We start from the raw sequence: 23,873 nt of genomic DNA, 5'->3' as shown, positions 1-23,873 counted from the left end.
CGGAAGGGCCTTGAGGCGCTATTCAGCACTGCCATCCCGCCCCGTCTGTTGACCGCGCGGCAAAGCCCGGCCCTAGTAAAAGCCAGCCACGTCCCGCAGCCGAGCCGAACTCGCCAGACCGAAACAGCCATGCCGCTTCCCGAGCCCTTCGCCGCCGCCCCGCCGCTCCCGCCGGCCTTGATCGAACGCTTCGCCGGGATCGTCGGCCAGCGTTATGCCGTGACCGATCCGGACGATCAGGCGCCCTATCTGAAGGACTGGCGCGAGCTTTATGTCGCGCGCACGCCGCTGGTGCTCAGGCCCGGCTCGACCGACGAGGTCTCGGCGATCCTGAAACTTGCCAATGAGACCGGCACCAGGCTTGTGCCGCAAGGCGGCGGCACCGGCCTCGTCGGCGGCCACCTGCCCTATGAGGACGGCGGCGAGATCATCGTCTCGCTCAACCGGATGAAGGCGATCCGCGCGGTCGACCCGGCCGGCAATACGCTGATCGTCGAGGCGGGCGTGACGCTGCAGGAAGCGCAGGACGCAGCCGCAGCCGTCAACCGCCTGTTCCCGCTCAATATCGGCTCGAAGGGCTCCTGCACGATCGGCGGCAATCTGGCGACCAATGCCGGCGGCACTCAAGCCGTCGCCTATGGGCTGGCCCGCGACCTGGTGCTCGGTCTCGAAGTCGTGCTCGCCGACGGGCGGATCTGGCATGGCCTGCGCACGCTGAAGAAAGACAATACCGGCTACGACCTGAAACACCTGTTCGTCGGCGCGGAAGGCACGCTCGGCATCATCACGGCGGCGGCGCTGAAACTGTCGCCCGCGCCGCGCGCGATCGAGGCCGCCTGGGTCGGCGTCGCGTCACCCACGGCTGCGCTCGAACTGCTGACGCGAGCCCAGGAGCGCGCCGGGCCGGCGGTCAGCGGCTTCGAGCTGATGCCACGCAACCTGTTCGAATTCGTGCTGAAACATATGCCGGGCACACGCGATCCCTTGGCCGCCCCCGCGCCCTGGTACTGCCTGGTCGAGCTGTCTTCGGCCGCCGCCGCGGGCCTGCGCGACACGCTGGAGGACGTGCTGGCGGCCGGCTACGAGGACGGCCTCGTCGAGGATGCGGCGATCGCCGAAAGCGTCGACCAGCGCAATTCATTCTGGCGCTGGCGCGAGGGCATGAGCGAGATGCAGAAGCCGGAAGGCGGCTCGATCAAGCACGACGTTTCGGTGCCGGTGGCATCGGCGCCGGCCTTCATCGCGGAGGCGACGGCAGCCTGCGAGAAACTGATCCCCGGCTGCCGCGTGGTGCCTTTCGGCCATCTCGGCGACGGCAATATTCACTTTAACATCAGCCAGCCCGTCGGTGCCGACAAAGCGGCGTTCCTCGGCCAGTGGGAGGCCGTGAACAAACTCGTGCACGGCATCGTCGCTCAATTCGGCGGCTCGATCTCGGCCGAGCACGGCATTGGCCGGATGAAGCGCTACCTGCTGCCCGGTGTGAAGGATCCGGTGGAGCTGGAGCTGATGCGCAGCCTGAAGGCCCTGCTCGATCCGAACGGCATCCTGAACCCGGGCAAGGTGTTGTAGGCGGAGGTCTGGGACCGCCGCGCCGTGATCATGACCGGTTGATCTTGGTGCAAACACGTCGTGGATATCAGGGACAAGCCCGGAGAGGATGATGTGTCGACCTCACGGTGAGCTGGGCCACGGCGCGGGTCCTGCGCCCATCTCCAGGGAGCAACCCTCGTCCTGGCCGGACTTGTCCCGGCCATCCACGACTTGATTATCGCGACCGGATGAATGCGTGGATGCCCGGGACAAGCCCGGGCAAGACGAAGTGGCGCGAGCACGACGACGTGGTGCCAGGCCGCCATCGCCCCGCTCTCCCCGTCCTGGCCGGGCTTGTCCCGGCCACCCACGACTTCAGCCCAATTGCTTACACAGAACCCGCGAAAAGCGTCGCCGCTCCGATCCGGTCAAAGAGCCATAATCACTGTGCAGCGGGACTAGAACAGGCTGCCCTGCCCTTCATCCCCAGGCGGCGCCTTAGGCTTGGCGGCGGGCTTCGGCGCCTTCGCCGGTCGCGGGGCGGCGTCCTCGTCACCCGCCTCGTCCTGGACCTCTGGCCCGTCATTGGTCACCTTGTTGACCGCCGTGCCGATGCGGCGAAGCTCCAGCTCGCCTTGCAAGGGTGCTTTCAGCAGCGCCTCGGCCCGGTCCGGCGAGGTTGCCGGGTCGAGCCACTCGTCCCACGACGTCGGATCGAGGATGATCGGCTGGCGCGGATGGATCGTCTGCAAGGACCCGCTCGCCTCGGTGGTCATCAGCGCCGCGGTATCGATCTCCGACCCGTCGGGCGAAGCCCAGGTTTCCCACAGGGCCGGAAAGGCAAAGGGGGCGCCGTCGGCCCGGCGGATCAGATAGGGCGTCGAAACCCGGCCGTCGCGGCGCCATTCGTAGAAGCCATCGACCGGCATCAGCCCGCGCCGGCGCTGGAAGGCGGCGCGGAACGACGGTTTTTCGCGCGCGGTCTCGGCGCGGATATTGATGACCAGCGGAAATTCGTTGGGTTCCTTGACCCAGCCCGGCAGAAAACCCCAGCGCATCAGCACGAAACGCCGGCGTCCCTCGATGATGGTGACCACCGGCACCGGCTGGGTCGGCGCGATATTGAAGCGCGGCGGGAAATTCGGCTGGTCGACATAACCGAACTGCTCCCTGAGCAATTCCGGCATGGTGGTAATGGCGAAGCGGCCGCACATGGCTCAGGCCGATCCGACGGCCAGGCGCGCCCGCCGCGCACGACGCTCGCCGGTTCCGCTGGCATTGCTGACGATTTTGGCGTTCGAGAGCTTCGCCCCAGGCATCGGCTTAAACCTTCCTTCACCATGGTCGTGGCTGATAGAGGAGCCCAGAAGGACACACATTAGCCGATGCTTGCAGCCGATCTCCAGGACGCGCACCTCATGCCGACGCCCGAGCGTCTGCGCGCGGCCAATATCCACCCCGAGACGAAGCTGGCAACCGACTACCTGAACCATTTCAACGAAGCGATCATGCTGCTCGAGCTGATCCCGTCCATGCCCGACTGCATGGACGACGTGATCGGCTGGACGCCACTGACCTACGAACAGCATTTCCTGCAGTCGAGCTATCGCGACAAGGAGCTGGTGCTGCAGGTCTATCAGCACGCGCCGGCCGCCGTGCTCCGCCGCTTCCACGCCGTCATCGACCAGATGGACCAGTTGATGACGGCGGCCATCGACAGTCTGAAGGCCGTCGGCGCCGGCCCCGCCGCCGCGATCATCGCCGAGGAGGCGGGCTTCATCCTGAAGCCGCTCGCCGCGCGCGCGGTGGGCGTGATGAACGCCGTCGTCGACGAGGATGAGGACCAGATGGCGCCGGCCTCGGCCCAGGATGCCATCGACGCCCTGATGACGCGCTGATAGCGTCCGGCCGCCCAACTCCTTCGGATGGCCATGACCGATCGCTCCTATCCGCCCCGCCCCATCCTGGCCGTCTCGACGGCGGTGATTCGCGGCGACCGGATGCTGGTCGCGCAGCGCGCCAACCCGCCGGGACGCGGGCTCTACAGCCTGCCCGGCGGCCTGGTCGAAATCGGCGAGACGCTGGCCGAAGCGGCCGCCCGCGAATTGATGGAGGAGGTCTCGGTGCTGGCCGCGCCGGTCGGCCTGTGCAGCGCCCGCGACATCATCACGCGCGATGCCGACGGCCGGGTGGAACGGCACTTCGTCGTGGTCAGCTACGCCGCACGCTGGCTCTCCGGTGAAGGCGAGCCTTCGCCCGAAGCGTCCGACATCCGCTGGGTCAGCCTTGCCGAGATCGGCCGCCTGGCCACCACCGACGGGCTCGCGGATGTGGCGCGCGCGGCCTTTGCGCTCGCCGCCGCCGGCGGCCTCGCCGCGCCGGCCTGACCGTCAACCCTGTCGCGCGCCCGATGTTGCGGTGCCTGCCCGGCTGGCGCATATCTTCAAGATGATCCGCCGCGCGCTTTTCGCCCTGATGCTCGGTCTCGCCTTGCCGACGGCGGCTGCGGCGCAGCGCGCGGCAACGCCACCGCCGCCGCCTCCGGCCGTGCCCGAGGCGTTGCTCCAGGCGCCCTATGAGCCGCAATTGCTGCGGCTGGCCGAGATCATGGGGGCGCTGCACTACCTGCGCACCCTTTGCACCGCGCCGGATACCGGCGCCTGGCGCCGCGAGATGCAGGCCTTGCTCGACGCCGAGGCCGGCAGCGGCGAGCGGCGCGAACGGCTGACGCTCCGATTCAACCGCGGTTATGCCGGGTTCGAGCAGACCCATCGCAGTTGCACACCGGCGGCCCAGGTCGCGACCAGGCGTTATCTGGACGAGGGTCAGCGCATCGTCGCCGATATCACCAGCAGGTTCGTGAATTAGAGTGTTTCCCGCTCGACTTGGACAAAACGGTCGAAGTTGAGCGGGAAACATGCGGTGCTGCGTGTCATTTTGGGATCACAGAAGATTAATTCACGGATGTTAACCTTCCGGTGAGAATTGGCTGCCCTTGGCGACAGCCCATGCTAGTGTCCCGTCATGGGGCAAATCAGGCCCGCCGGTCCCCCATCAGGACATGACGATGCAGTTTGCTCCCGCGATATCCGCACGTGCAGCCGAAGCCGAAGACCAGCGGCAGGCGGCGATGAGCTATGTGTCGGAGGCCTTCGCCGAGGCACGGCTCGACGGTCTCGACGTCGACTGCATCGCACAGGCCGCCGTCTTCGCCTCTTTCGTCGAGATGGTGGCGACCTATGGCGAAGAAGCTGCCGCCGTCTTCGCCGAGCGATTGGCCGAGCGCGTGCGCGCCGGCGAGTTCACGGTGGACCGCTCAGCGCACTGACCGGTCAAGCGGCTGCGGGGGCTGGCCTGTTGAACCCACGGACTGTCGCAATCCTTGGTGCCGTCGTTTCGATCACCGTGCTCGGCGTCGCGGTCGGCCAGATCATGCCGACCGACCGGGCGCGCCTGCCGGCCGAGGTCCAGCAGCCGCGACTGTCCAGCACCAGCACGCCGCTCAGATCGACGATTCGCGATGTGACGCCGCGTGCCGGCGATCCTGAACCCCGGACACCTGCTCCGGCCACGACCGCCACGCCGGCGCCCGCGCCGCCGGCGCAGCGCCGCACGCCGCCACCGGTTTCCGTCGAATTGCTGCCCGACAATGAAGATCTGCGCGAACGCGTCGGCCATACCCGCGAGAAGCTCATCCTCGCGGCCCGCTCCGGCAATATCGAACGCCTGGCGGTGGTATTCCAGATGAACGAAACCACGCCGGTGTTCAGCCGCGGCAGCGAACGCGACCCGGTCGCCTTCTGGAAACAGGCCTCGGGCGATGGCGAAGGCCACGAGATCCTGGCCATCCTGCTGAACATTCTCGATCTGCCGGCGGCGGTGATCAACAAGGGCACGCCGCAGGAAATGACGGTCTGGCCCTATCTTGCCCATGTGCCGCTTGACCGGCTGACGCCGCAACAATCGGTCGACCTCTACCGGCTGATGACGGCCCAGGACGTGCGCGATATGCGGGTGCTGAACGCCTGGGTGTTCTGGCGGCTCGGCATCGGCCCTGATGGCACGCTGCACTATTTCCTGGCCGGGGAGTGATCGGGCCGGCCTGTGCCGACCCCCTGGCTTGAACCCATCACCCCGCCCCTTAGACTTTGCCGACGCTCGATTCGCGCGCAAACGAGGGAGGATGCCGATGGCTGGGACGTTCGTATTGTCGAAGGGAGCAAGTGGTCAGTTCCACTTCGTGCTCAAGGCCGGCAATGGTCAGACCATTCTGAGCAGTGAGCACTATACCACCAAGGCCGCCGCCGAGAACGGCATCGCCTCGGTCAGGACCAACGCTCCCCTGGACGCGCGCTATGAGCGCAAGGACGCCAAGAGCGGCCAGCCGATGTTCAACCTGAAGGCTGCCAACAGCCAGGTGATCGGCACCAGTGAAACCTATTCCTCGGTCGCCGCCCGCGATGCAGGGATCGACAGCGTGAAGGCCAACGCGCCGAAGGCGACGCTCGACGACAAGACCTGATGGTCGGCGCCGGGCGGCCTCGGCCGCTCAGGCGCCAGTCCGCCGGAACGCCAGGACGCTCCACGTCACGGCGCGGCGGCTGAGCATGTCGCCGCGGCTGCCGCGATGGATATCGGTGAGCCGATTCGCGACGGCAAGCGCCGCGGTCTCATCCGCCGAAACGTCGAACATGCGCCGGCCCGGTGGCACCGGCCCGTGGCGCAGCGTCATGAACACCAGACCGTGCGGCGCCATCACGCTTGCCAGCGCCGCCATCGCGGCCTCCCGTTCGGCCGCATCGAGATGCATCCACACCGCGGTCAGGAAGGCGAGGTCGTAGCGCTCGGCCCGCGCCCGGACACGGGCAAGCTCGGGCAAGCCGTCGTCCAGCCATTCGATCCTGGGATCCGGGTGCAGCCTGCGGGCCTCGGCAAGGAGTTCGGCTGTCGGTTCGACCGCCAGCACCCGGTGGCCGCGCGCCGCCAGCGCCGCCGCGTCGCGGCCGGTCCCAGCCCCGATATCGATGGCACGGACGGGCTCGGCGGGGAGAAGATGCAGAATGTCGTGATGCACCTGGTCGAAGGTAATGCTCTCATATTGCGCGGTCAGCGCCGCCGCGTTCTCGGCATAACCATCGGTCGAGCGCCGCTGGCCGCTCACCGCGGCCCGCCGGCGTCCTGGAACCGCACGGCCTCGCCACCTGACGGCGTCACCAGGTCGCCCTCCCACATCACCCGCCGGCCGCGAATGACCGTGCCGACCGGCCAGCCGGTGACCTCAAGGCCGTCATAAGGCGTCCACTGGCTCTTCGAGGCGATCCAGGAATTGCCGATCCTGGCCTTCCGCTTCAGATCGACAATGGTCAGGTCGGCATCATAACCGGCGGCGATCCGGCCCTTGCCGGCGATCGCGAAGATGCGCGACGGGCCGTGGCTCGACAGATCGACAAACCGTTCCAGCGTCAGCCGCCCGGCATTCACGTGGTCGAGCATGATCGGCACCAGGGTCTGCACGCCGGTCATGCCGGAAGGCGAAGCCGGATAGGTCTTGGCCTTCTCTTCCAGCGTGTGCGGCGCATGGTCGGAGCCGAGCACGTCGACAATGCCCTGGCCGATGCCATGCCAGATACGGTCGCGGTGGCGGGCTTCGCGCACCGGCGGGTTCATCTGGGCGAGCGTACCGAGCCGCTCGTAGCAGTCGGGCGCCACCAGGGTCAGGTGATGGGGTGTCGCCTCGCAGGTCGCGACATCCTTGTGGCCCCGGAGAAAGTCGATTTCCTCGGCCGTCGAAATATGCAGCACGTGGATCTTGGCGTTGAAGCGCTTGGCGATGCCGACCAGCCGTTCGGTGCAGGTCAGCGCCGCGATCTCGTCGCGCCAGACCGGATGGGAGCGCGCGTCGCCCTCGATGCGCAGGTCCTTGCGGTCGCGCAGCCGGTATTCATCCTCGGAATGGAAGGCGGCGCGCCGGCGGGTGTGCTGGAGGATCGAGGCGACACCCTCGTCGTCCTCGACCAGCAGCGAGCCGGTGGACGATCCCATGAACACCTTGATGCCGGCGGCCCCCGGCAGGCGCTCCAGCTCGGCCACCTCGCCGGCATTGCCATGGGTGGCACCGACCCAGAAGGCGAAATCGCAATGCATCCGCTGGGCCGCGCGCGCGACCTTGTCGGCGAGCGCCGCTTCGGTGGTGGTCTGCGGATCGGTATTGGGCATTTCGAATACCGCGGTGACGCCGCCCATGACGGCGGCGCGCGAACCGGTCTCGAGGTCTTCCTTGTGGCTCGGTCCCGGTTCACGGAAATGCACTTGGCTGTCGATGACGCCGGGCAGGATATGCAGGCCGGTGCAGTCGACCAGCTCGCCGGCAGAGGCCCGCGACAGGTCGCCGATCGCGGCGATCCGGCCGCCGGTCACGCCGATATCGCGCTCACCGCGGCCATCCTGATTGACCACCGTGCCGCTGCGGTAGATCACGTCGAAGGTCTGGGACATGGCTGCTATCTCCGGCATGGTGACGACGGCACCCTTGGAGCGGCGTGCCGACACGCTTATGTCGGAGATCGAACAAGGTGCCAAGTCGTGCGAAACGCTCGCGCGCAACTGGCCGTGCGGGAGCCTCAGGAATGCATTCGGCCTTTCTGCCCGACCGGGGCGTGGTGAAGCTGACCGGCGACGACGCCGTGAAACTGCTGCAAGGATTGGTGACCTGCGACGTCGACACGGTCGGCGAGGGCAGCGCCGGCTTCGGCGCCCTTTTGACGCCGCAAGGCAAGATCGTCGCCGACTTCTTCATCATCAGGGCGCCGGCGGCCGCGGCCGGCGGACTGATCCTCGACGCGCCGCGGGCGCTGACCGGCGACCTGGTCAAGAAGCTCAATTTCTACAAGCTGCGCGCCAAGGTGACGATCGAAGACCGGTCCGACAGCCTCGATGTCACCGCCGTCTGGGGGACCGATGTGGCGCCCGGCGACGGCACGCTCGCCGCCCGCGATCCGCGCCACCCCAAGCTCGGCTGGCGGGTCATCGGGCCCTGGCCGTCCGGCGGCGAAGCCAATGCCGCAGCCTATCACGCCCATCGCATCGCGCTCGGCATTCCCGAAGGCGGCAAGGATTTCGCTTATGGCGACGCCTTCCCGCATGAGGTCGACATGGACCAGTTGTCGGGCGTCGCCTTCGACAAGGGCTGTTTCATCGGCCAGGAGGTGGTCAGCCGCATGCAGCATCGCGGCACCGCGCGCACCCGTGTCGTGCCGGTCAGGTTCGACGGGCCCGCACCCGAGGCCGGCCTCGAGGTGACCGCCGGCGACAAGCTGATCGGCCATATGGGCTCGGCAACCGAAGGCCGCGGCCTCGCCAAGCTGCGGCTCGACCGAATCGAGGATGCGCTTGCCGCGGGCCTGGCCATCACCGCCGGCGGCATCGTGCTGACCCCGGTCAAGCCGGACTGGGCGCGCTTCGCCTGGCCGGGCGAGACGGCACTGGCCTAAGATCTACAAGAAGCTCTGCGGGTCGACATCGATTTCGAGCCGGACATTGCCGCGCGGCGCCTCGACCGAGGAGAGCCAGGCGCGCAGCCAGCCGGACATGTCGAAGGCCCGTGCTGAACGCGCCAGCAGGCGGACGCGGTGGCGACCACGCACCAGGGCGAGAGGCGCCTCGGCCGGGCCCAGGAGCCGTACATCCGTGCCGACAGGCGCCGCCCGCATGATGGTGCGGGCATAACCGAAGGCGTCGGCCTGGGCCTCGGCCGAGACGACCAGCGCCGCCAGCCGGCCATAGGGCGGCAGTTGCGCCTCTTCGCGCATGGCGATCTCGGCGGCGTAGAAGGCCTCGCGGTCGCCCTTGACGATGGCGTCGATGATCGGATGGGCCGGCTGGTGGGTCTGGATCAGCGCGCGCGAACCGTCCTTGGCCCGGCCGGCCCGGCCGACCACCTGCTGCAACAGTTGGAACGTCCGCTCGCCGGCCCGCGGGTCGCCATTGGACAGGCCAAGATCGGCATCGATGACGCCGACCAAAGCCAGATGCGGGAAATTGTGGCCCTTGGCGACCAGTTGCGTGCCGATGACGATGTCGGCCTCGCCCTTGGCGACGGCCTCGATCTCCTGGCGGATCCGCTCGATGCCGCCGGCCATGTCGGAGGAGAGCACCAGAAGGCGGGCTTCCGGGAACAGCGTGGCGCATTCTTCCGCCAGCCGTTCGACGCCGGGCCCGCAGGCAACAAAACTGTCGACCGCCTCGCATTTGGGGCAATGCTCCAGCGGCGGCATGGAGAAACCGCAATGGTGGCAGACCAGCCGCCGGCGGAAGCGATGGTCGACCAGCCAGGCGGTGCAGTTCGGGCATTGCACACGCTCGCCGCAGGCCCGGCAAAGCGTCAGCGGCGCATAGCCGCGCCGGTTGAGGAAGAGAAGCGACTGTTCCTTGGCGGCAAGGGTGTCGCGGACCGCCAGCTCGAGCGCCGGCGAGATCCAGCGTCCATGCGGCGCACCTCTGGTCTTCAGGTCGACGGTCGCGATCTTGGGCATTTCGCGCCCGCCGAAACGTTCGGGCAGGATCAGCCGCCGATAGCGACCCTTGTCGGCATTGACCCTGGATTCGACCGAAGGCGTTGCCGAGGCGAGCACCACCGGCGCATCGTGCAAGCGGGCACGCACCACCGCCATGTCGCGGGCATGGTAGTGGACGCCGTCATCCTGCTTGTAGGCCTGCTCGTGTTCCTCATCGACGACGACCAGGCCAAGCGCCTTGAACGGCAGGAACAGCGCCGAGCGCGCGCCGATGACCACCTTGACCTCGCCGGCCGCGACCCCGGTCCAGACCCGGGCGCGCCTGGTCGCACCGATACCGGAATGCCAGGCCGCCGGCCGGTGGCCGAAGCGCTGGGCGAAACGGTCGAGAAACTGGGTGGTGAGCGCGATTTCCGGCACCAGGATGAGCGTCTGCTTGTCCTGCCTGAGCGCCTCGGCCACCGCCTCGAAATAGACCTCGGTCTTGCCCGAGCCGGTGACGCCGTCGAGCAGGAAGACCTGGAAACCGCCGGCCGCCACGGCGTCCTCGATGGCCAGCGCCGCGTCTTTCTGGGCGGTGTTGAGGCTGGCCACCGCATAGGCCGGATCGAGCGGCAGGGCGACAGCCTCGGGGGCGAGCGTGATCGCTTCCAGCGCGCCGTCGTCGACCAGGCCATCGATGACGCCGACCGAGACGCCGGCCTCGCGCGCCGCCTCGCTTTTGCCCCGCGCCAGCCCATCGGCCATCAGGGCCAGGACCTTGGCGCGCGACGGCGTCGGCCGGCTCGCCGGCTGGCCGGTGGCGCGCACGCCGATGCGCGGCCGGGGCGGCGCAAGGGCGTCGGGATCGCGCATCGCCATGCGCAGCACCATGCCGCGCGGCGCGAGCGTATAGTCGGCGATCCAGTCGACCAGGCGACGGATCTCATGCGGCACCGGCGGAACGTCATGGCGGGCCGCGATGTCCTTCAGCCGGTTGTGCGATACCCCGCCGGGCTCGTCGCGCAGACGCCAGACCGCGCCGACCGCCGTGCGGTTGCCGAGCGGCACGGCCACGAGATCGCCGGGCCCGACTGCAAGATCCGCGGGGATGCGGTAGCTGTAGGGGCGATCGACGGCGACGGGAATCAGGACATCGGCATAGCGCGGCGCGGACATGGCAAAGGCCTAGCCCGGATTCCGCGCACGGGCTATCCCGCGCCGCCGCGCGAGCGAATGGCTGCTGCCCGGAACCAGCGTTTCCAGTTTGGAATGATTCGCTACTTGGCGAAAAACGTCAGCACTTCTGCCACTTGCGGGACTCTTTCGAACGCCTCTAAATTCATATCAAGTCGTTGAAATCATGAGGTTTTCACGCTAGACAATGGGTGCCCTCGACGCTCCGCGGCATTTCTCGCGCGAGGCAGGGGCGGAGACACGCAGTGATCGTTTGCCATTGCAATGTGTTCAGCGACCACGACGTGAGAGCGTGTCTCGGTGACGGCCCGGAATGTCCGCGTGCGGTGGGCGAGGTCTATAGCTGCCTCGGCTGCAGCCCGAATTGCGGGCGTTGCGCGCGCACCATCCTGGCGATCATGCGCGAAGCCGGTGTCGACCAGGGCTGCACGACCTGCCCGGTCGGCCAATGCGCGCATCACGAGGCGCCGCACCTCGTCGCGGCCGAATAGGCCCTTTCCCTCCGAACCTCCTGACGGTCCACCTACCCGCTCCGCTTCGGGCCACGCCTGTGCCGTCGTCGGCGATGCGCTGACACGCGTCAGCGGCCGTGCTCAGTCTTGCGCTCTTGTCTGGAATAATTATAAACTGGCTCGGCAATCAGGCATGGCTGGCGCAATCAGCACAAGGACGAGGCTCATGAAGGGCGACAAGAAGGTCATCGAATATCTGAACAAGGGCCTGCGCAGCGAGCTGACCGCCGTCAGTCAGTACTGGCTGCACTACCGCATGCTCGACAATTGGGGCTTCAAGGAGCTGGCCAAGACCTGGCGCAAGGAATCCATCGAGGAGATGGTCCATGCCGACAAGTTCATCGACCGGATCCTGTTTCTCGAGGGCCATCCGAACCTGCAGGTGCTCGATCCGCTGGAGATCGGCCAGGACATCAAGGAGGTCATCGGCTGCGACCTGAAGGCCGAGATCGGTGCCCGCAAGCTCTACCAGGAGGCCGCCGCCTATTGCGAGACGGTCAAGGACTACCCTTCGCGCGACCTGTTCATCGCGCTGATGACCGATGAGGAAGGCCATATCGACTTCCTGGAGACCCAGCTCGACGTGATCAAGACGGTCGGCATCCAGCTCTATGCCCAGAAACATATCGGCGAACTCGATCACTGATCGGCCGGCGTTCACCGGGCATGAACCGGTCCGTGGCATGGTCAACGCATGTCCGACTTCGATGCGCCCGCTGATCTTTTGATGCCCGGCGCCGCGGCCGATACGGTCGCGGCGGTCGGGCGCTGGCTGCGTTATCTCGGCACCGAAAAACGCCTGTCGCCGAAGACGCTGGAAGCCTATGGCCGCGATGCCAGGGTGTTCCTGGGCTTCCTGTCCGGCCATCTCGGCGAAACGGTGTCGCTGACGGCGCTCGGCGCCATCGCGCCGCGCGACGTGCGCGCCTTCATGGCGAAACGCCGCGCCGACAAGCTCGATCCAGCCTCGATCAGCCGGGCACTCGCCGCGATCCGCTCGTTCACCCGCTTCCTGGAGCGTGACGGCGAAGGCCGGATGGCCGCCTTTGCCGCGATCCGCTCGCCCAAGGTCGCGCGCCGGCTGCCGCGGCCGCTGGCCATGCCGGCCGCGCGCCGGGTCGCTTCCGCCGCCGCCCGCGACCATGACGATGCCGCGCCCTGGGTGATCGCACGCGACGCTGCCGTGCTCGGCCTGCTCTACGGCTCGGGCCTGCGCATCTCGGAAGCGCTCGGGCTGAAGCAGGGCGACGCGCCGCCGCCCGGCGCCAACGGCCAGGTGACGGTCACCGGCAAGGGCGAGAAGGTGCGCCAGGTGCCGGTCATCGCCAAGGTCGCCGATGCCATCGCGGACTATCGGAAAATCTGTCCGTGGAGCCTCGGCGCTGATGACCCGCTGTTCGTCGGGGTCAAGGGCGGCCCGCTGTCGCCGCGGATCATCCAGCTGACCATGGAGCGGCTGCGCGGCGCTCTCGGCCTGCCCGACAGCGCGACGCCGCATGCGCTGCGCCATTCCTTCGCCACCCACCTGCTCGGCCGGGGCGGCGACCTGCGCTCGATCCAGGAACTGCTCGGCCACGCCTCGCTGTCGACGACCCAGATCTATACCGAGGTCGATACCGCGGCACTGCTCAAGGTCTATGAGAGCGCCCACCCGCGGGCGTGACGGGCAAGGACGCGGCAAGGCCCATGCGCCGCTGCGGCGCCGCTGGACATCAACCAGGGCCGGTTCGGTTCAGGGCTAACCGGCAATCGCTTCCTCCAGGATATCGAGGGCGCGATGCATCTCGGCCTCGGTGACGATCAGCGGCGGCGTCAGGGTCAGCACATTGCCCATGGTCGTCTTGAACGACAGTCCGCGATCGAGCGCCCGGTACATCACCTGCTCGGCGAGATCGAAGGCCGGCTCCTTGGTCGTCCGGCTCTTGACCAGTTCAATGCCGAGGAGCAGGCCGCGGCCGCGCACGTCGCCAATGGCCGGCAGACGCCGCTTCATGTCGTGCAGGCGTGCCAGGGCGACCGCTCCGACACGGGCGGCGTTCTCGACCAGCCCTTCCTCCTCGATGATCTCGATCGTGGTGAGCGCGGCGCGCGCCGTCACCGGGTTCTTCTCGTGGGTGTAATGGCCGAAGGCGTAGGCGCCGCCGACGTCGAGTTCGGGCCGCGCGATGACGGCGGCGATCGGCAGGATGCCGCCGCCGAGCCCCTTGCCGAGCACCAGGATGTCGGGCACGACGCCGTCGTGCTCGCAGGCGAACATGCGGCCGGTCTTGCCGAGGCCGGTCGGGATCTCGTCGAAGATCAGCAGCACGCCGTGCCGGTCGCAGGCTTCGCGGACCGCACGCCAATAACCCGGCGGCGGCAGATAGGGCACCGCGCGCGCCGGCTCGGCGATCACCGCCGCGACGTCGCCCTCACGCGACAGCACATAGTCCACCATGGTCGCGCAGGCCATGTGGCAGCGGTCGAGATCAGGCTGTCCGTCGCCGTCGACGGGATGGCCGTAAGGGCAGCGATAGCAGCCGAACGGCGCCACGTGCTGCGCACCGGCGAGGAGCGGCGCCGCCGGACCGGACCGGAACAGCGCCTCGCCCGACAGGCTCGCCGCCCCGAAGCCCGCGCCATGGAAGGCATCCCAGAACGACAGGGTCTTGAACCGCCCGGTGGCGGCGCGCGCCACCTTGACGGCAACCTCGACGGCATCCGATCCGCCGGTCGTGAACAGCACCTTCGAGAGGTTGCCGGGTGCGATGGCCGCAAGCTTTTCCGCCAGCAGCACGGCCGGCTCGCAGGCGTAGCGCCGCGGCGCGAAGGGCAGGTCGTCCATCTGCTTTGTGATGGCCGCCTTCAATCGCGGATGGCCATAACCGATGTGATGGACGTTGTTGCCGTGAAAATCCATGTAGCGCCGGCCGGCGACGTCCTGAATGTACAGTCCCTCCGCCTTGGCGATCGCATTCAGGCACGGGGTCGACACCGATTGGTGCAGGAAATGGCGCGCATCCTCGGCCAGGACCCGTTGCGTCGGAGCATCGAGAGACCGCGCCTGCCAGGCGCGGCGCCGGTCGGTCAGATTGGTGTCGCTTTCCGATTGCGCGACCGAAGCCGAACCGGAACCGTGGCGGGGGAGCATCAGCGTCGCCTCCAGACCTGAAGGCGCGCAAGCAGCGTCCTTTCGACCAGAATGTGCAGCCCGCGCACCAGGATGGCGGTGAACAGAATGCAGGTCGCCATTGCCGCCGCGGCTGCGATGGCGCCGGCCTCGTCCATATGCACGATCGCAACGGAGGCGAGCTTGCTGTCGCCGCCATAGAGAAAGATGACCGCCGAGACCGTGGTCAGCGCGTTGACGAACATGAAGACCGCGATGTCGAGGATCGCCGGCATCGAGATCGGCACCATGACGCGCCGGAACGTCACCCAGAACGGCACCTTCAGCGCCGCCGACACCGCCTCGAATTCCGGATCGATCTGCTTCAGGGCCGTGGTCGCGGTGATATGGCCGGTCGTATAAAAATGCGCGATGCAGTTGATCACCAGGATCGTCAGCGTGCCGTAGAGCACGTTGAGCGGGTTCCACGACGCGTTGAAAAAGAACACATAACCCAGGCCCAGGACCAGGCCGGGAACCGCCATCGGAAGCAGCGCCAGGAAACTGGCGACCTGCCGGCCGATCGGCGCGACTTTCAGCTTCTCGACCACATAGGCGCCGGTGAACACCAGGACCGTGCCGATCACCGCCACCGCCGCCGACATGACGACCGAATTGAAATAGGGCTGCCAGCCGGTCGGCTCGAAATTGGCGAAGTCGTAATTCGCCGTCGTGAGCGACAGGTTGTAGGGCCAGTAGCGGATGAACGACGCCCAGACCGCGACGCCATAAAGCGCCAGCACCAGCCCGCCGACAACGAGGCAGTAGAGCGTCAGCAGGGCGTCGCGACCGAAACGGCGGCGCGGCTCGAAGGGCACCGCGCGCGCCGAGAGCAAGGCCACTTGCCGCTTCTGCGCGGCCCGCTCGACCAGAAAGGCGATCACCGCCGGGATCAGCAGGATCATGCCGACGACCGCGCCCATCTCGAAATCCTGCTGGCCGACGACCTGCTTGTAGGCGTCGGTGGCGAGCACCGCGAAATTGCCGCCGATCACCTTGGCGATGCCGAAATCGGTGACCGAGAGGGTGAACACCACGAACAGGGCCGAGATCAGCCCATAGCGGGCGCCGGGCAAGGTCACCGTGCGAAACACCCGGGCACGCGAGGTGCCGAGTGCCTCGGCGGCCTCATAGAGCCGCCCGTCGGCGATCGACAAGGCGGTCACCATGATCAGGACGCTATAAGGCAGGCAATAGAACACCTGGCCGGCGACGATACCGATCGGTCCGTAGATCGAGCCGCCGACGAGCCACCCCTTCAAAAGGCCCTGGTTGCCGAACACATAGATCAGCGCCAGAGCCGAGAGCAGCGACGGCGCGAAGATCGGCAGGAGCGCCAGCGCGTAGAACAGCGGCTTCAGCCGCATGCAGCTGCGGGTCAGCGCATAGGCATAGACAAACCCCAACGGCACGACGATCACGGTGGTCAACGCGGCGATCATGACGCTGTTCAACAGCGAAACGAACAGGGTCGGCGTCGAGACATAGCGCAGGTAATTCGCCAGCCCGATGAAGCCGCCATCGGCGTTCTGAAAGCTCTTGGACAGCAGCGCCCATAACGGCAGCGCGATGATGAGCGCCAGGATCGCGCAGAGACCCCAGACCAGCACCGTTGCGACCAGGCTCTCGCGCCCCTGTGTCGCTCTATGCCGGGCCGGAGCACCGGCACGCAATGTCGCGGTAGCGGCGCTCATGCCCGAGCTCCCCTGTCCTCGCGGGGAAACACCCGCAAGGACTCCGGCGGGAAGGCGACGAAGCGTGTCTGGCCCGCGGCGATCTCGAGATCGCGCATGGCATTGGTGGAGAAATCGGCCGAGATCGGAATGCCGGGCGACGCCAGCGGTGCCAGTTCGGCGCGGCAGAACGCACCGAGAAAAGCCAGCCGTCCGACCCTTGCCTCGAACCGGTTCGGCGTTGCCGCATCGATGCTGCGGGTGCGGACATCCTCGGGGCGCATCGCCAGGCGCACCGCCGTGCCGGGGCGATAGTCCTGGCAGTGCGCCACGTCGAGTTCGAGCTCGCCGACCTTGACCTTGCCCGGCCCCGTCACGATTGCGTCGAGGAAGGTCATGTGGCCAACAAAATCGGCGACGAAAGCGGTCGCGGGATGGCTGTAGATCTCGAAGGGCGTGCCGATCTGCTCGATGACGCCCTGGTTCATCACCACGATGCGGTCGGCCATGGTCAGCGCCTCCTCCTGGTCGTGGGTCACCATGATGGTGGTGACCCCGAGCTGGCGCTGGATGCCGCGGATCTCGTCGCGCAGGCGCATCCTCACCCGGGCATCGAGCGCGGAGAGCGGCTCGTCGAGCAGGAGCAGGCTCGGCACGGTGGCCAGCGCCCGGGCAAGCGCGACACGCTGCTGCTGGCCGCCGGAGAGCTGCACCGGATATTTGAGCCCCTGCTCGGGCAGGCCGACGAGCGCCAGGAGTTCGGCGACCCGTGCTGCGATCTGGGCCTTTGGCTGCCGCCGGTTGACCAGCCCGTAGCCGATATTGTCGGCAATGGTCAGATTGGGAAACAGCGCATAGGACTGGAAGACGATGCCGAAGTCGCGCTCCGAAGGCGGAGCCTCAGACACGTCGCGGCCCGCCAGAGTGATCGAGCCGGCATTCTGCCGTTCGAGCCCGGCAATGGCGCGCAGCAGGGTCGTCTTGCCGCAACCGGAGGGCCCGAGAAAACAGACGAACTCGCCGCGCGCAACGTCGAGATCGACGGTGTCGAGCGCGGTGAAGCTGCCGAAGCGCTTGACCAGCCCACGAATGCTGAGAAAGGGCGCTGTCGACGTTGCCAAGGGATCATCACGAAGCATAGGCGCACCTCACGCTCGTCGTGTCACCGGACGGACGAGCCGCGAGGCGCGGCCCGCCCAACCGCTTCTTTGCTCAGTTGCGCGCCGCCGCCTTGGCCTCGTAACGGCGCGACCACTCGGCGAGGACGCGCGTGCGGTTCGAGGCCATCCAGCCGAAATCATTGGCGAACATGCGGGCTTCCGCATTGGCCGGATAATTCGCCGGCGCGCTGGTGATGCCGGGATAGGCTACCACCGCATAAGATCGCGCATAGAGCTCATTGGCACCCTTGGTCGCGACCCAGTCCATGATGCGGCGCGCCGCATCCGTCTGCGCCTGGGGACGGCCACGGACGATCGCCGCGGCCTCCATGTCCCAGCCGGTGCCTTCGGCGGGAACCACGACCTCGATCGGCGCGCCCTGCGTGCGTTCACGCGCGCCGCGCATGTCGAGCGAGATGCCGGCGATACGCTCGCCACGCGCCGCCTGGACACAGGGCGCCGAGCCGGAATGGGTGTAGGTCGCGACGTTCTCGTGCAACTGGTCCATGAAGCGCCAGCCGGCCTCTTCACCCATCAGCTGCAGCCACATGGCGACCATCAGATAGCCGGTGCCGGACGAGGCCGGATGCGGCATGACGATCTGGCCGCGCAGGGCGGGCACGGTGAGATCGCGCCAGGTCGCCGGCACCGCCACATTGGCTTTGCGCGCCTCGACCGTGTTGAAGCAAATGACACCGAGGAAGGCATCCATGCCGGTCCAGGTGACCGGCACGGCCTGATCGCGGAACGCCGGCTTCAAGGCCTCGACGCCGCGCGGCGTATAGGCTTCGAGCAGATTGGCCTGTTCGAACATCAAGAGGCTCGAAGCCGCCAGCCCCATGACCATGTCGGCCTGCGGCCGTTCGCGCTCGGCCAGAAAGCGCGCCGTGATGACGCCGGTCGAGTCGCGCAACCAGGCGACGTCGACACCCGGCACCGCCGCCTCGATCGCCTGCTTGAACGGCGCGAGCTGTTCGTTCTCGAGCGCGGTGTAGATGGTGACACGGGTCTTCTGGGCCGCCGCCGGCGCCGCGGTTCCAAACACCATGGCGAGCACGAAGCCCACCGCCAATAGAGCTTTCATAGACGTTCCCCTCCCGAGAATTAAGTTCTGCCGCTCATGCACGTCCCCTTCCCGCCCCCGCTTCTCGTGACAATTCGAGCGGGATGTGACGGGCAGATGTCAGACCGGCCAGGGCAGTGAATAGGTCCGGACGTGGGTGAAGCCCTTCATCGCCTCGACCACCCCCTCCTTTTCGCCGAGCCCTGAATCCTTGATGCCGCCGAAGGGCGACATTTCGGTGCGGTAGCCTGGAACTTCCCATACATTAACCGTGCCAACCTCGAGCTCGGTGACGAAACGCGTGATGTGGTCGAGCCGGTTGGTGCAGACGCCGGATGACAGCCCGTAGGCGGTCGAATTGGAGATCCTGATGACCTCGCCGATGTCGTCGGGGCACCGGATCATCGGGATGACCGGACCGAAGGTCTCCTCGCGGACGAGCTCGCAATCATAGGGAACGTGGTCGACCACGGTCGGCGGATACAAAGCCCCCTGCCGGTCATTGCCGTGCAAGAGCCTGGCGCCCTTCGCCACGGCGTCGATGACGCGTGCCTCGAACAGTTTGGCGGAACGCTCGTTGATCACCGTTCCGACATCGACCTCGGGATCGGCCGGATTGCCACATTTCAGCTTCTTCGCCTTGTCCAGCACCAGGGCCGAGAATGCGTCGGCGACGCTCTCGACCACCAGGATGCGTTTCACCGCGGTGCAGCGCTGGCCGGAATTCTTGGTCGCCCCCTGGACGGCGAGCTCGGCCGCCTTGTCGAGGTCGGCATCCTCCATGACGATCAGCGGATCATTGCCGCCGAGTTCGAGCACGACACGGCGATAGCCGGCCTTGTCGGCAATATATTTGCCGACGCGCACCGAGCCGGTGAAAGTGATCAGATCGGCGTCCGGATCGGTGATCATGGCATCGCCCATGGTCGAGGGATTGCCGGTGACGACCGACAGCATCTCGGGCGGCAGGCCAGCCTCGTAGAGGACATCGGCCAGTGCCAGCGCGGTCAGCGGGGTCAGTTCGGTCGGCTTGAGGACGAGGCGGTTGTTGGTGGCGATCGCCGGGGCGAGCTTGTGGCTCACCATGTTGAGCGGATGATTGAACGGCGTGATCGCCGAGATAACCCCGAGCAGCGGCGTGCGCATGGTGAAGATACGTCGCGCCTTGCCGTTCGGACTGATGTCGCAGGCGAAAGCCTCGCCATCGTCCTTGATGGTGAGCTGGCCGGCGAAGGACCACACGTCATAGGCCCGCGAGGCCTCATAAAGCGCGTCCTTCCAGCACAGGCCGGTTTCGGCGCTAATCAGGCGGGCGAACTCCTCCTTGCGGTCGCGCAGCAGCTCGGCCGTGCGTTGCAGGATGCGCTGGCGCTCGAAGCGGGAGAGTGCGGAACGGAAAGCCCGGGCCTTGGCGAAGGCTTCACGCACGTGTTCGGGGCGGGCCGCCGGCACGGTGCCGACGATCTCGCCGCTATAGGGATTGCGCACCTCGATGGTCTCGCCGGTGTCGGCCAGCCGGCCGGCGATGCGCATCGTCTCGTGACGGGGCTCGAGCTTGACGGGAGCGTTCATGACGGCCTCTCAAGCAGTGACGCGGTTGAGCGCGACGTCGAACACGTCGAAATTGCGCAATGTGGACCCGGCCGACGGCTCGACCTTGCGGTTGGCGATCATCGGCACGGTCTGCTCGGTCAGGCCGCCATGGGAGCGCAGCGGTTCGGTCAGTCCGGAGAGATCGTGCCGCTCGCGCGAGGTGCCGATGACCTTGTGCCGTCCGGAGATCACCACGAGGTCGCCGATGCGATCGGCCGGCAGTTCGAAGGTCCGGCACGCCTCGTCAGAGGCAACCACGAGATCGACACCCGCGAGACCGGCGATGCGGCCGATCAGGTCCGGTACGTCGACATCGCCGTGGATGTAGACCGTGGCAAACGAGCCGAGCGCACCGTGATGGACGACATAGGGATCGGTGATCGGCAGAATGACCCGCGCGGCCCCGGCGCCGAGCCAGGCATCGAGGTGCTCCTGCAGATAGATGACGTCGGGCGTGCCGTCGGCCAGGTGCTTGTCGTTCATGCCGTGGTCGGCGGTCAGCACGACGACCGCGCCGGCGGCATCGAGGGCGCCGACATAGCGGTCCATCATGGCATAGAAGCCATTGGCGAAGTCCGAGCCGGGACCGGCCTTGTGCTGCACATAGTCGGTGGTCGACAGGTACATGACGTCAGGGCGGAAGCTCGTCATCAGCTTGACGCCGGCCGCCATGACGAATTCGGACAGGTCGGACGAATAGACGTCCGGCACCGGCATGCCGACCAGCCCGAGGACATCGGTGATGCCGTTGTCGGCAAGCGTCACCTTGTCGGCCTTCTCCGAGGAGAAACCGACGGCCCGGCCGGTCGCCATGTCGAGATCCTTGGCGAGCAGCGCGCGCAGCTTGTCCTTGGCGGTGACGACGGCGACCTTGGCGCCGGCGTCGTGAAAGGCCTTCATGATGGTTGGCGCGCGGAGGAAACGCGCCTCGTTCATCATCACCTCGACGCCCGCGTCGCGGTCGTAGAAATAATTGCCCGCGATGCCATGCACCGCCGGTGGCCGGCCGGTGATGATCGACATGTTGTTCGGATTGGTGAAGCTCGGGATCACCGATTTCGCGGTGAGGTGCGCACCGTTACGCATGAGCCGGTCGAAATTCGGTGCGAGACCCGCGGCGATCGCCGCCTCGATATAGCCGGGCTCCGAGCCGTCGATGCAGACGACCACGGTCGGCGTGCGCGGGAACCGGTAGGTGCGGCCATTGCAGTCGACGGTCACGGGAGTTTGCATGTTCATGACGGTCTCCTCACGCGGCCTTGTGGGCGGCGACCGATGCGACGCCGAGTTCGTGCAGAACCTCGCGAATGGCGTCCAGGGCGAGCCGCATATGGCTTCGGTCGAGCCGCCCGATGCAGCCGATGCGGAAAGAGTCGGCCACCGTCAGCTTGCCGGGATAGATCACGAAACCGCGGTCTTTCAGCTTGTCGTAGAAGGTCTGGAAGACGAAGCGGCGATCGGCCGGCATCCGGAAGGTGACGATGATCGGCGCCTGCAGCGCGTCGGGCAGCAAGGTCTCGAAGCCCATGGCGCGCATGCCGTCGATCAGTTCCTGACAGTTGCCGGCGTAGCGGCCGCCGCGACCCGGCTGTCCGCCTTCGGCAAAAAACTCGGTCAGCGCCTGGTGGAAGGCGACGATGACATGGATCGGCGGCGTGAAGCGGTATTGTCCGGTCTTTTCGAGAACCCTCGACTGGTCGAGCAGATCGAGCGTCAAGGTCGTCGCATTGCCGTCGGTCGCCACCAGCGCGGCCCGGCGGCAGATCACGAAGCCCAGCCCCGGCACGCCCTCGATGCATTTGTTGGAGGAGGCCGCGACGGCATCGGCATGGGCCGCGGGCGCATCGAGCGGCAGGGCTCCGAAGGCCGACATCGAATCGACCAGATAGCCCTTGGCGTATTTTGCCGCGAGCGCGCCGATCTCGTGCACCGGGTTGAGGATGCCCGAAGTGGTCTCGCAATGAACCACGAAGATATGGGTGATGCCGGGATCGGCCTTCAGCACCTGTTCGATGCGATCGAGATCCGGTGGCGTGTCCTCGGCCGTCTCGCAGACGACCGTGCGCCGCTTGGCGATCTCCAGGATGCGCCGCGCACGCTGGCCATAAGCGCCGTTGATGACGAGCAGGCAGCAGCCGCCGGCCGGCACGAAACTCGTCAGCATGGCTTCGACCGCAAAGGTGCCCGAGCCCTGCACCGGCACCGTGACATAGTCCGCGCCGCCGTTGACGATGGCCGGCAGCCGCTCCAGAACCTCCCGGTTGATCCGGAGGAACGCCGCGTCGCGGGAGCCCCAGTCATGGACCATGGCGGCCTTGACGCTCTTCGACGTCGTGAGCGGCCCAGGCGTCAGCAGCAACGGGTCGCCCGTCTCGGATCTGGCCACCGTCATCTCGTCCGGCATTTCCATCCTCCTGCGCTTCGCTTTGATTTCGAAGAACGGTAATGACGGGGCGGCCCGATTGACTAGTCTATCGTTTGAATGGACACTATTGATCCTGTCTATGATAGTACGATGAACCTGACGCAGCTTCGTGCCTTTCACCTGGTCGCCGCAGCCGGCAGCTTCACGCTGGCGGCGCGCACCGCGGGCGTCTCGCAGCCGACCTTGTCGAGCCAGGTGCGGGCGCTCGAACAGGCTTATGGCGTCAACCTGTTCGACCGGAAAGGACGCGGCGCGCGGCTGACGCCCATGGGCCAGTCATTGCACCGCGTCACGGCGCAGCTCTTCGTGCTGGAGGAGGAAGCCCGTATCCTGCTTGCCGGCACCAAATGGGCGGTGCGCGGGCACCTGCGCGTCGCCGCCGACAGCGCCTATCACGTCATGCCGGTTCTGGCCGCCATGCGCGACCGGCATCGGGGTTTGAGTTTTCAGCTGCGCATCGGCAATTCGGTCGATGTCCTGAACCTGCTGCTCGGCTTCGAGGTCGATGTCGCGGTCACCGCTCATCCGGTCTCCGATCCGCGCCTGGTGGCAAACCCGTTGCGCCGCGACCGGCTGGTCGTCTTCGTGCCCAAGGACCACCCCTGGGCCGACCGCGGCGTCCTGGCCATCGAGGATCTGGCCGGCAGCGATCTCGTCGTCCGCGAACGCGGATCGATCACCCGCGAGGTGTTCGAGGCACGGCTGGCCCAGGCCGGTGTCCGGCCGAAGGCATTGTTCGAGGTGCAGACCCGCGAAGCCGTGCGCGAGGCGGTCGCGTCGAATTTCGGCATAGGCGTGGTGTTCCTGAGCGAGTTCGGCGTCGATCCGCGGTTTCGCGCCCTGTTCGTCGAAGGGCCGGGACTGGATGTCGCGGAATATGCGGTCACCCTGATCGAGCGCCGCCCGCTGTCGCTGGTCTCGCTGTTCTTCGATACCGCCGCGGCGCTCGCGGCCGATAATCACTGGCTCGACGAGCCGCGGCCGCCACCGCGGATCGCCCGCGAACCATAGATGATCTCGATAGGTGCCATAGTGGAGCTCAGCTTGTTGCTATGAAACGCCAGCCATAGCCTCGGC

At 67.0% G+C, this 23,873-nt stretch carries 23 protein-coding genes; 12 read left to right on the top strand and 11 right to left on the bottom strand.

Translation table 11 applies throughout. From position 1 onward, the window contains the following. Nucleotides 1–129: 129 nt before the first annotated feature. Nucleotides 130–1,572 (top strand): FAD-binding oxidoreductase, encoded by a 1,443-nt coding sequence (locus E8M01_RS19225; protein WP_136964724.1) that lies wholly within the window; start codon nt 130–132, stop codon nt 1,570–1,572. Nucleotides 1,573–1,991: 419 nt separating this feature from the next. Here the strand turns inward: E8M01_RS19225 and E8M01_RS19220 are convergent, their stop codons facing one another. Beyond that, nucleotides 1,992–2,747: an SOS response-associated peptidase gene (locus E8M01_RS19220; protein ID WP_136961597.1), complete on the bottom strand. Its 756-nt coding sequence runs from the start codon at nt 2,745–2,747 to the stop codon at nt 1,992–1,994. Nucleotides 2,748–2,918: 171 nt separating this feature from the next. Between E8M01_RS19220 and E8M01_RS19215 the strand changes: the two genes are divergently transcribed. From E8M01_RS19215 to E8M01_RS19190, 6 genes are all read left to right on the top strand, one after another. After that, nucleotides 2,919–3,431, top strand: coding sequence for a hypothetical protein (locus E8M01_RS19215; RefSeq protein ID WP_170181973.1), 513 nt, complete (start codon nt 2,919–2,921; stop codon nt 3,429–3,431). 33 nt (nt 3,432–3,464) lie between these two features. Further along, nucleotides 3,465–3,920 carry an NUDIX hydrolase gene (locus E8M01_RS19210; RefSeq protein ID WP_342778617.1) on the top strand — a complete coding sequence of 152 codons (456 nt, stop codon included), beginning with the start codon at nt 3,465–3,467 and terminating at the stop codon, nt 3,918–3,920. Between the two features lie 61 nt (nt 3,921–3,981). After that, complete coding sequence (locus tag E8M01_RS19205; protein WP_211596742.1) at nt 3,982–4,401, top strand: TIGR02301 family protein; 420 nt, start codon at nt 3,982–3,984, stop codon at nt 4,399–4,401. A 199-nt stretch (nt 4,402–4,600) separates the two neighbouring features. Next, entirely contained in the window at nt 4,601–4,861 is a 261-nt protein-coding gene (locus E8M01_RS19200; protein WP_211596658.1) for a hypothetical protein, read from the top strand. 29 nt (nt 4,862–4,890) lie between these two features. Further along, nucleotides 4,891–5,625 (top strand): hypothetical protein, encoded by a 735-nt coding sequence (locus E8M01_RS19195; protein WP_136961593.1) that lies wholly within the window; start codon nt 4,891–4,893, stop codon nt 5,623–5,625. Nucleotides 5,626–5,722: 97 nt separating this feature from the next. Then, the gene (locus E8M01_RS19190; RefSeq protein ID WP_136961592.1) at nt 5,723–6,055 is read left to right on the top strand and encodes a YegP family protein; all 333 of its coding nucleotides are present in this window, start codon (nt 5,723–5,725) and stop codon (nt 6,053–6,055) included. Between the two features lie 27 nt (nt 6,056–6,082). Here E8M01_RS19190 and E8M01_RS19185 read toward each other — a convergent pair whose 3' ends face one another. Further along, nucleotides 6,083–6,694, bottom strand: a complete 612-nt coding sequence (locus E8M01_RS19185) for a class I SAM-dependent methyltransferase (RefSeq protein ID WP_215908769.1) — start codon at nt 6,692–6,694, stop codon at nt 6,083–6,085. Next, nucleotides 6,691–8,028 carry a dihydroorotase gene (locus E8M01_RS19180; RefSeq protein ID WP_136961591.1) on the bottom strand — a complete coding sequence of 446 codons (1,338 nt, stop codon included), beginning with the start codon at nt 8,026–8,028 and terminating at the stop codon, nt 6,691–6,693. The genes E8M01_RS19185 and E8M01_RS19180 overlap by 4 nt, the downstream gene beginning before the upstream one ends. Before the next feature lie 131 nt (nt 8,029–8,159). On the opposite strand from E8M01_RS19180, the gene ygfZ reads away from it, so the two are divergent. Then, nucleotides 8,160–9,023: a CAF17-like 4Fe-4S cluster assembly/insertion protein YgfZ gene (gene ygfZ, locus E8M01_RS19175; protein WP_136961590.1), complete on the top strand. Its 864-nt coding sequence runs from the start codon at nt 8,160–8,162 to the stop codon at nt 9,021–9,023. Nucleotides 9,024–9,026: 3 nt separating this feature from the next. Here the strand turns inward: ygfZ and E8M01_RS19170 are convergent, their stop codons facing one another. Further along, nucleotides 9,027–11,204 (bottom strand): primosomal protein N', encoded by a 2,178-nt coding sequence (locus E8M01_RS19170; protein ID WP_136961589.1) that lies wholly within the window; start codon nt 11,202–11,204, stop codon nt 9,027–9,029. Nucleotides 11,205–11,506: 302 nt separating this feature from the next. Here E8M01_RS19170 and E8M01_RS36005 point away from each other — a divergent pair, with 302 nt between their 5' ends. From E8M01_RS36005 to E8M01_RS19155, 3 genes are all read left to right on the top strand, one after another. After that, on the top strand, nt 11,507–11,713 hold the full coding sequence (locus E8M01_RS36005; RefSeq protein WP_425467667.1) for a (2Fe-2S)-binding protein: 207 nt from the start codon (nt 11,507–11,509) through the stop codon (nt 11,711–11,713). A gap of 187 nt (nt 11,714–11,900) precedes the next feature. Beyond that, the gene (gene bfr / locus E8M01_RS19160; protein ID WP_136961588.1) at nt 11,901–12,380 is read left to right on the top strand and encodes a bacterioferritin; all 480 of its coding nucleotides are present in this window, start codon (nt 11,901–11,903) and stop codon (nt 12,378–12,380) included. Nucleotides 12,381–12,428: 48 nt separating this feature from the next. Continuing rightward, nucleotides 12,429–13,397, top strand: coding sequence for a tyrosine recombinase XerC (locus E8M01_RS19155; RefSeq protein ID WP_136961587.1), 969 nt, complete (start codon nt 12,429–12,431; stop codon nt 13,395–13,397). Nucleotides 13,398–13,472: 75 nt separating this feature from the next. On the opposite strand, the gene pbfA is transcribed toward E8M01_RS19155, so the two are convergent. The 7 genes from pbfA to E8M01_RS19120 form a co-directional block, all read right to left on the bottom strand. After that, entirely contained in the window at nt 13,473–14,864 is a 1,392-nt protein-coding gene (gene pbfA / locus E8M01_RS19150) for a (R)-1-hydroxy-2-aminoethylphosphonate ammonia-lyase (protein WP_136961586.1), read from the bottom strand. Continuing rightward, complete coding sequence (locus E8M01_RS19145) at nt 14,864–16,576, bottom strand: putative 2-aminoethylphosphonate ABC transporter permease subunit (protein ID WP_136961585.1); 1,713 nt, start codon at nt 16,574–16,576, stop codon at nt 14,864–14,866. Before E8M01_RS19145 ends, pbfA begins: the two co-directional genes overlap by 1 nt. Then, complete coding sequence (locus E8M01_RS19140; protein ID WP_136961584.1) at nt 16,573–17,694, bottom strand: putative 2-aminoethylphosphonate ABC transporter ATP-binding protein; 1,122 nt, start codon at nt 17,692–17,694, stop codon at nt 16,573–16,575. The genes E8M01_RS19145 and E8M01_RS19140 overlap by 4 nt, the downstream gene beginning before the upstream one ends. Before the next feature lie 73 nt (nt 17,695–17,767). After that, nucleotides 17,768–18,799, bottom strand: coding sequence for a putative 2-aminoethylphosphonate ABC transporter substrate-binding protein (locus E8M01_RS19135; protein WP_136961583.1), 1,032 nt, complete (start codon nt 18,797–18,799; stop codon nt 17,768–17,770). 99 nt (nt 18,800–18,898) lie between these two features. Next, nucleotides 18,899–20,350: a phosphonoacetaldehyde dehydrogenase gene (gene phnY, locus E8M01_RS19130; RefSeq protein ID WP_136961582.1), complete on the bottom strand. Its 1,452-nt coding sequence runs from the start codon at nt 20,348–20,350 to the stop codon at nt 18,899–18,901. A gap of 9 nt (nt 20,351–20,359) precedes the next feature. Continuing rightward, nucleotides 20,360–21,610 carry a phosphonoacetate hydrolase gene (phnA, locus tag E8M01_RS19125; protein ID WP_136961581.1) on the bottom strand — a complete coding sequence of 417 codons (1,251 nt, stop codon included), beginning with the start codon at nt 21,608–21,610 and terminating at the stop codon, nt 20,360–20,362. Between the two features lie 10 nt (nt 21,611–21,620). After that, nucleotides 21,621–22,916 (bottom strand): 2-aminoethylphosphonate--pyruvate transaminase, encoded by a 1,296-nt coding sequence (locus tag E8M01_RS19120; RefSeq protein WP_246088359.1) that lies wholly within the window; start codon nt 22,914–22,916, stop codon nt 21,621–21,623. Between E8M01_RS19120 and E8M01_RS19115 the strand changes: the two genes are divergently transcribed. Next, complete coding sequence (locus E8M01_RS19115) at nt 22,887–23,807, top strand: LysR substrate-binding domain-containing protein (RefSeq protein WP_170181972.1); 921 nt, start codon at nt 22,887–22,889, stop codon at nt 23,805–23,807. The genes E8M01_RS19120 and E8M01_RS19115 overlap by 30 nt on opposite strands. The last annotated feature ends 66 nt before the right edge of the window (nt 23,808–23,873 follow it).

Origin of the sequence: Phreatobacter stygius (genome assembly GCF_005144885.1) — a bacterium.
GTDB lineage: Bacteria > Pseudomonadota > Alphaproteobacteria > Rhizobiales > Phreatobacteraceae > Phreatobacter > Phreatobacter stygius.
Note: the sequence above shows the minus strand (reverse complement) of the source record. Positions and strands in the feature narration are given on the sequence as shown.

Coding starts and splice junctions, on each gene's coding strand:
- pbfA (WP_136961586.1), bottom strand. CDS start 14,864: ATGCTCCCCCGCCACGGTTCCGGTTCGGCTTCGGTCGCGCAATCGGAA.
- E8M01_RS19135 (WP_136961583.1), bottom strand. CDS start 18,799: ATGAAAGCTCTATTGGCGGTGGGCTTCGTGCTCGCCATGGTGTTTGGA.
- E8M01_RS19205 (WP_211596742.1), top strand. CDS start 3,982: ATGATCCGCCGCGCGCTTTTCGCCCTGATGCTCGGTCTCGCCTTGCCG.
- E8M01_RS19155 (WP_136961587.1), top strand. CDS start 12,429: ATGTCCGACTTCGATGCGCCCGCTGATCTTTTGATGCCCGGCGCCGCG.
- E8M01_RS19210 (WP_342778617.1), top strand. CDS start 3,465: ATGACCGATCGCTCCTATCCGCCCCGCCCCATCCTGGCCGTCTCGACG.
- E8M01_RS19140 (WP_136961584.1), bottom strand. CDS start 17,694: ATGCTTCGTGATGATCCCTTGGCAACGTCGACAGCGCCCTTTCTCAGC.
- E8M01_RS19190 (WP_136961592.1), top strand. CDS start 5,723: ATGGCTGGGACGTTCGTATTGTCGAAGGGAGCAAGTGGTCAGTTCCAC.
- E8M01_RS19215 (WP_170181973.1), top strand. CDS start 2,919: ATGCTTGCAGCCGATCTCCAGGACGCGCACCTCATGCCGACGCCCGAG.
- E8M01_RS19200 (WP_211596658.1), top strand. CDS start 4,601: ATGCAGTTTGCTCCCGCGATATCCGCACGTGCAGCCGAAGCCGAAGAC.
- phnY (WP_136961582.1), bottom strand. CDS start 20,350: ATGAACGCTCCCGTCAAGCTCGAGCCCCGTCACGAGACGATGCGCATC.
- bfr (WP_136961588.1), top strand. CDS start 11,901: ATGAAGGGCGACAAGAAGGTCATCGAATATCTGAACAAGGGCCTGCGC.
- E8M01_RS19145 (WP_136961585.1), bottom strand. CDS start 16,576: ATGAGCGCCGCTACCGCGACATTGCGTGCCGGTGCTCCGGCCCGGCAT.
- E8M01_RS19170 (WP_136961589.1), bottom strand. CDS start 11,204: ATGTCCGCGCCGCGCTATGCCGATGTCCTGATTCCCGTCGCCGTCGAT.
- ygfZ (WP_136961590.1), top strand. CDS start 8,160: ATGCATTCGGCCTTTCTGCCCGACCGGGGCGTGGTGAAGCTGACCGGC.
- E8M01_RS19225 (WP_136964724.1), top strand. CDS start 130: ATGCCGCTTCCCGAGCCCTTCGCCGCCGCCCCGCCGCTCCCGCCGGCC.
- phnA (WP_136961581.1), bottom strand. CDS start 21,610: ATGAACATGCAAACTCCCGTGACCGTCGACTGCAATGGCCGCACCTAC.
- E8M01_RS19115 (WP_170181972.1), top strand. CDS start 22,887: ATGAACCTGACGCAGCTTCGTGCCTTTCACCTGGTCGCCGCAGCCGGC.
- E8M01_RS19220 (WP_136961597.1), bottom strand. CDS start 2,747: ATGTGCGGCCGCTTCGCCATTACCACCATGCCGGAATTGCTCAGGGAG.
- E8M01_RS19180 (WP_136961591.1), bottom strand. CDS start 8,028: ATGTCCCAGACCTTCGACGTGATCTACCGCAGCGGCACGGTGGTCAAT.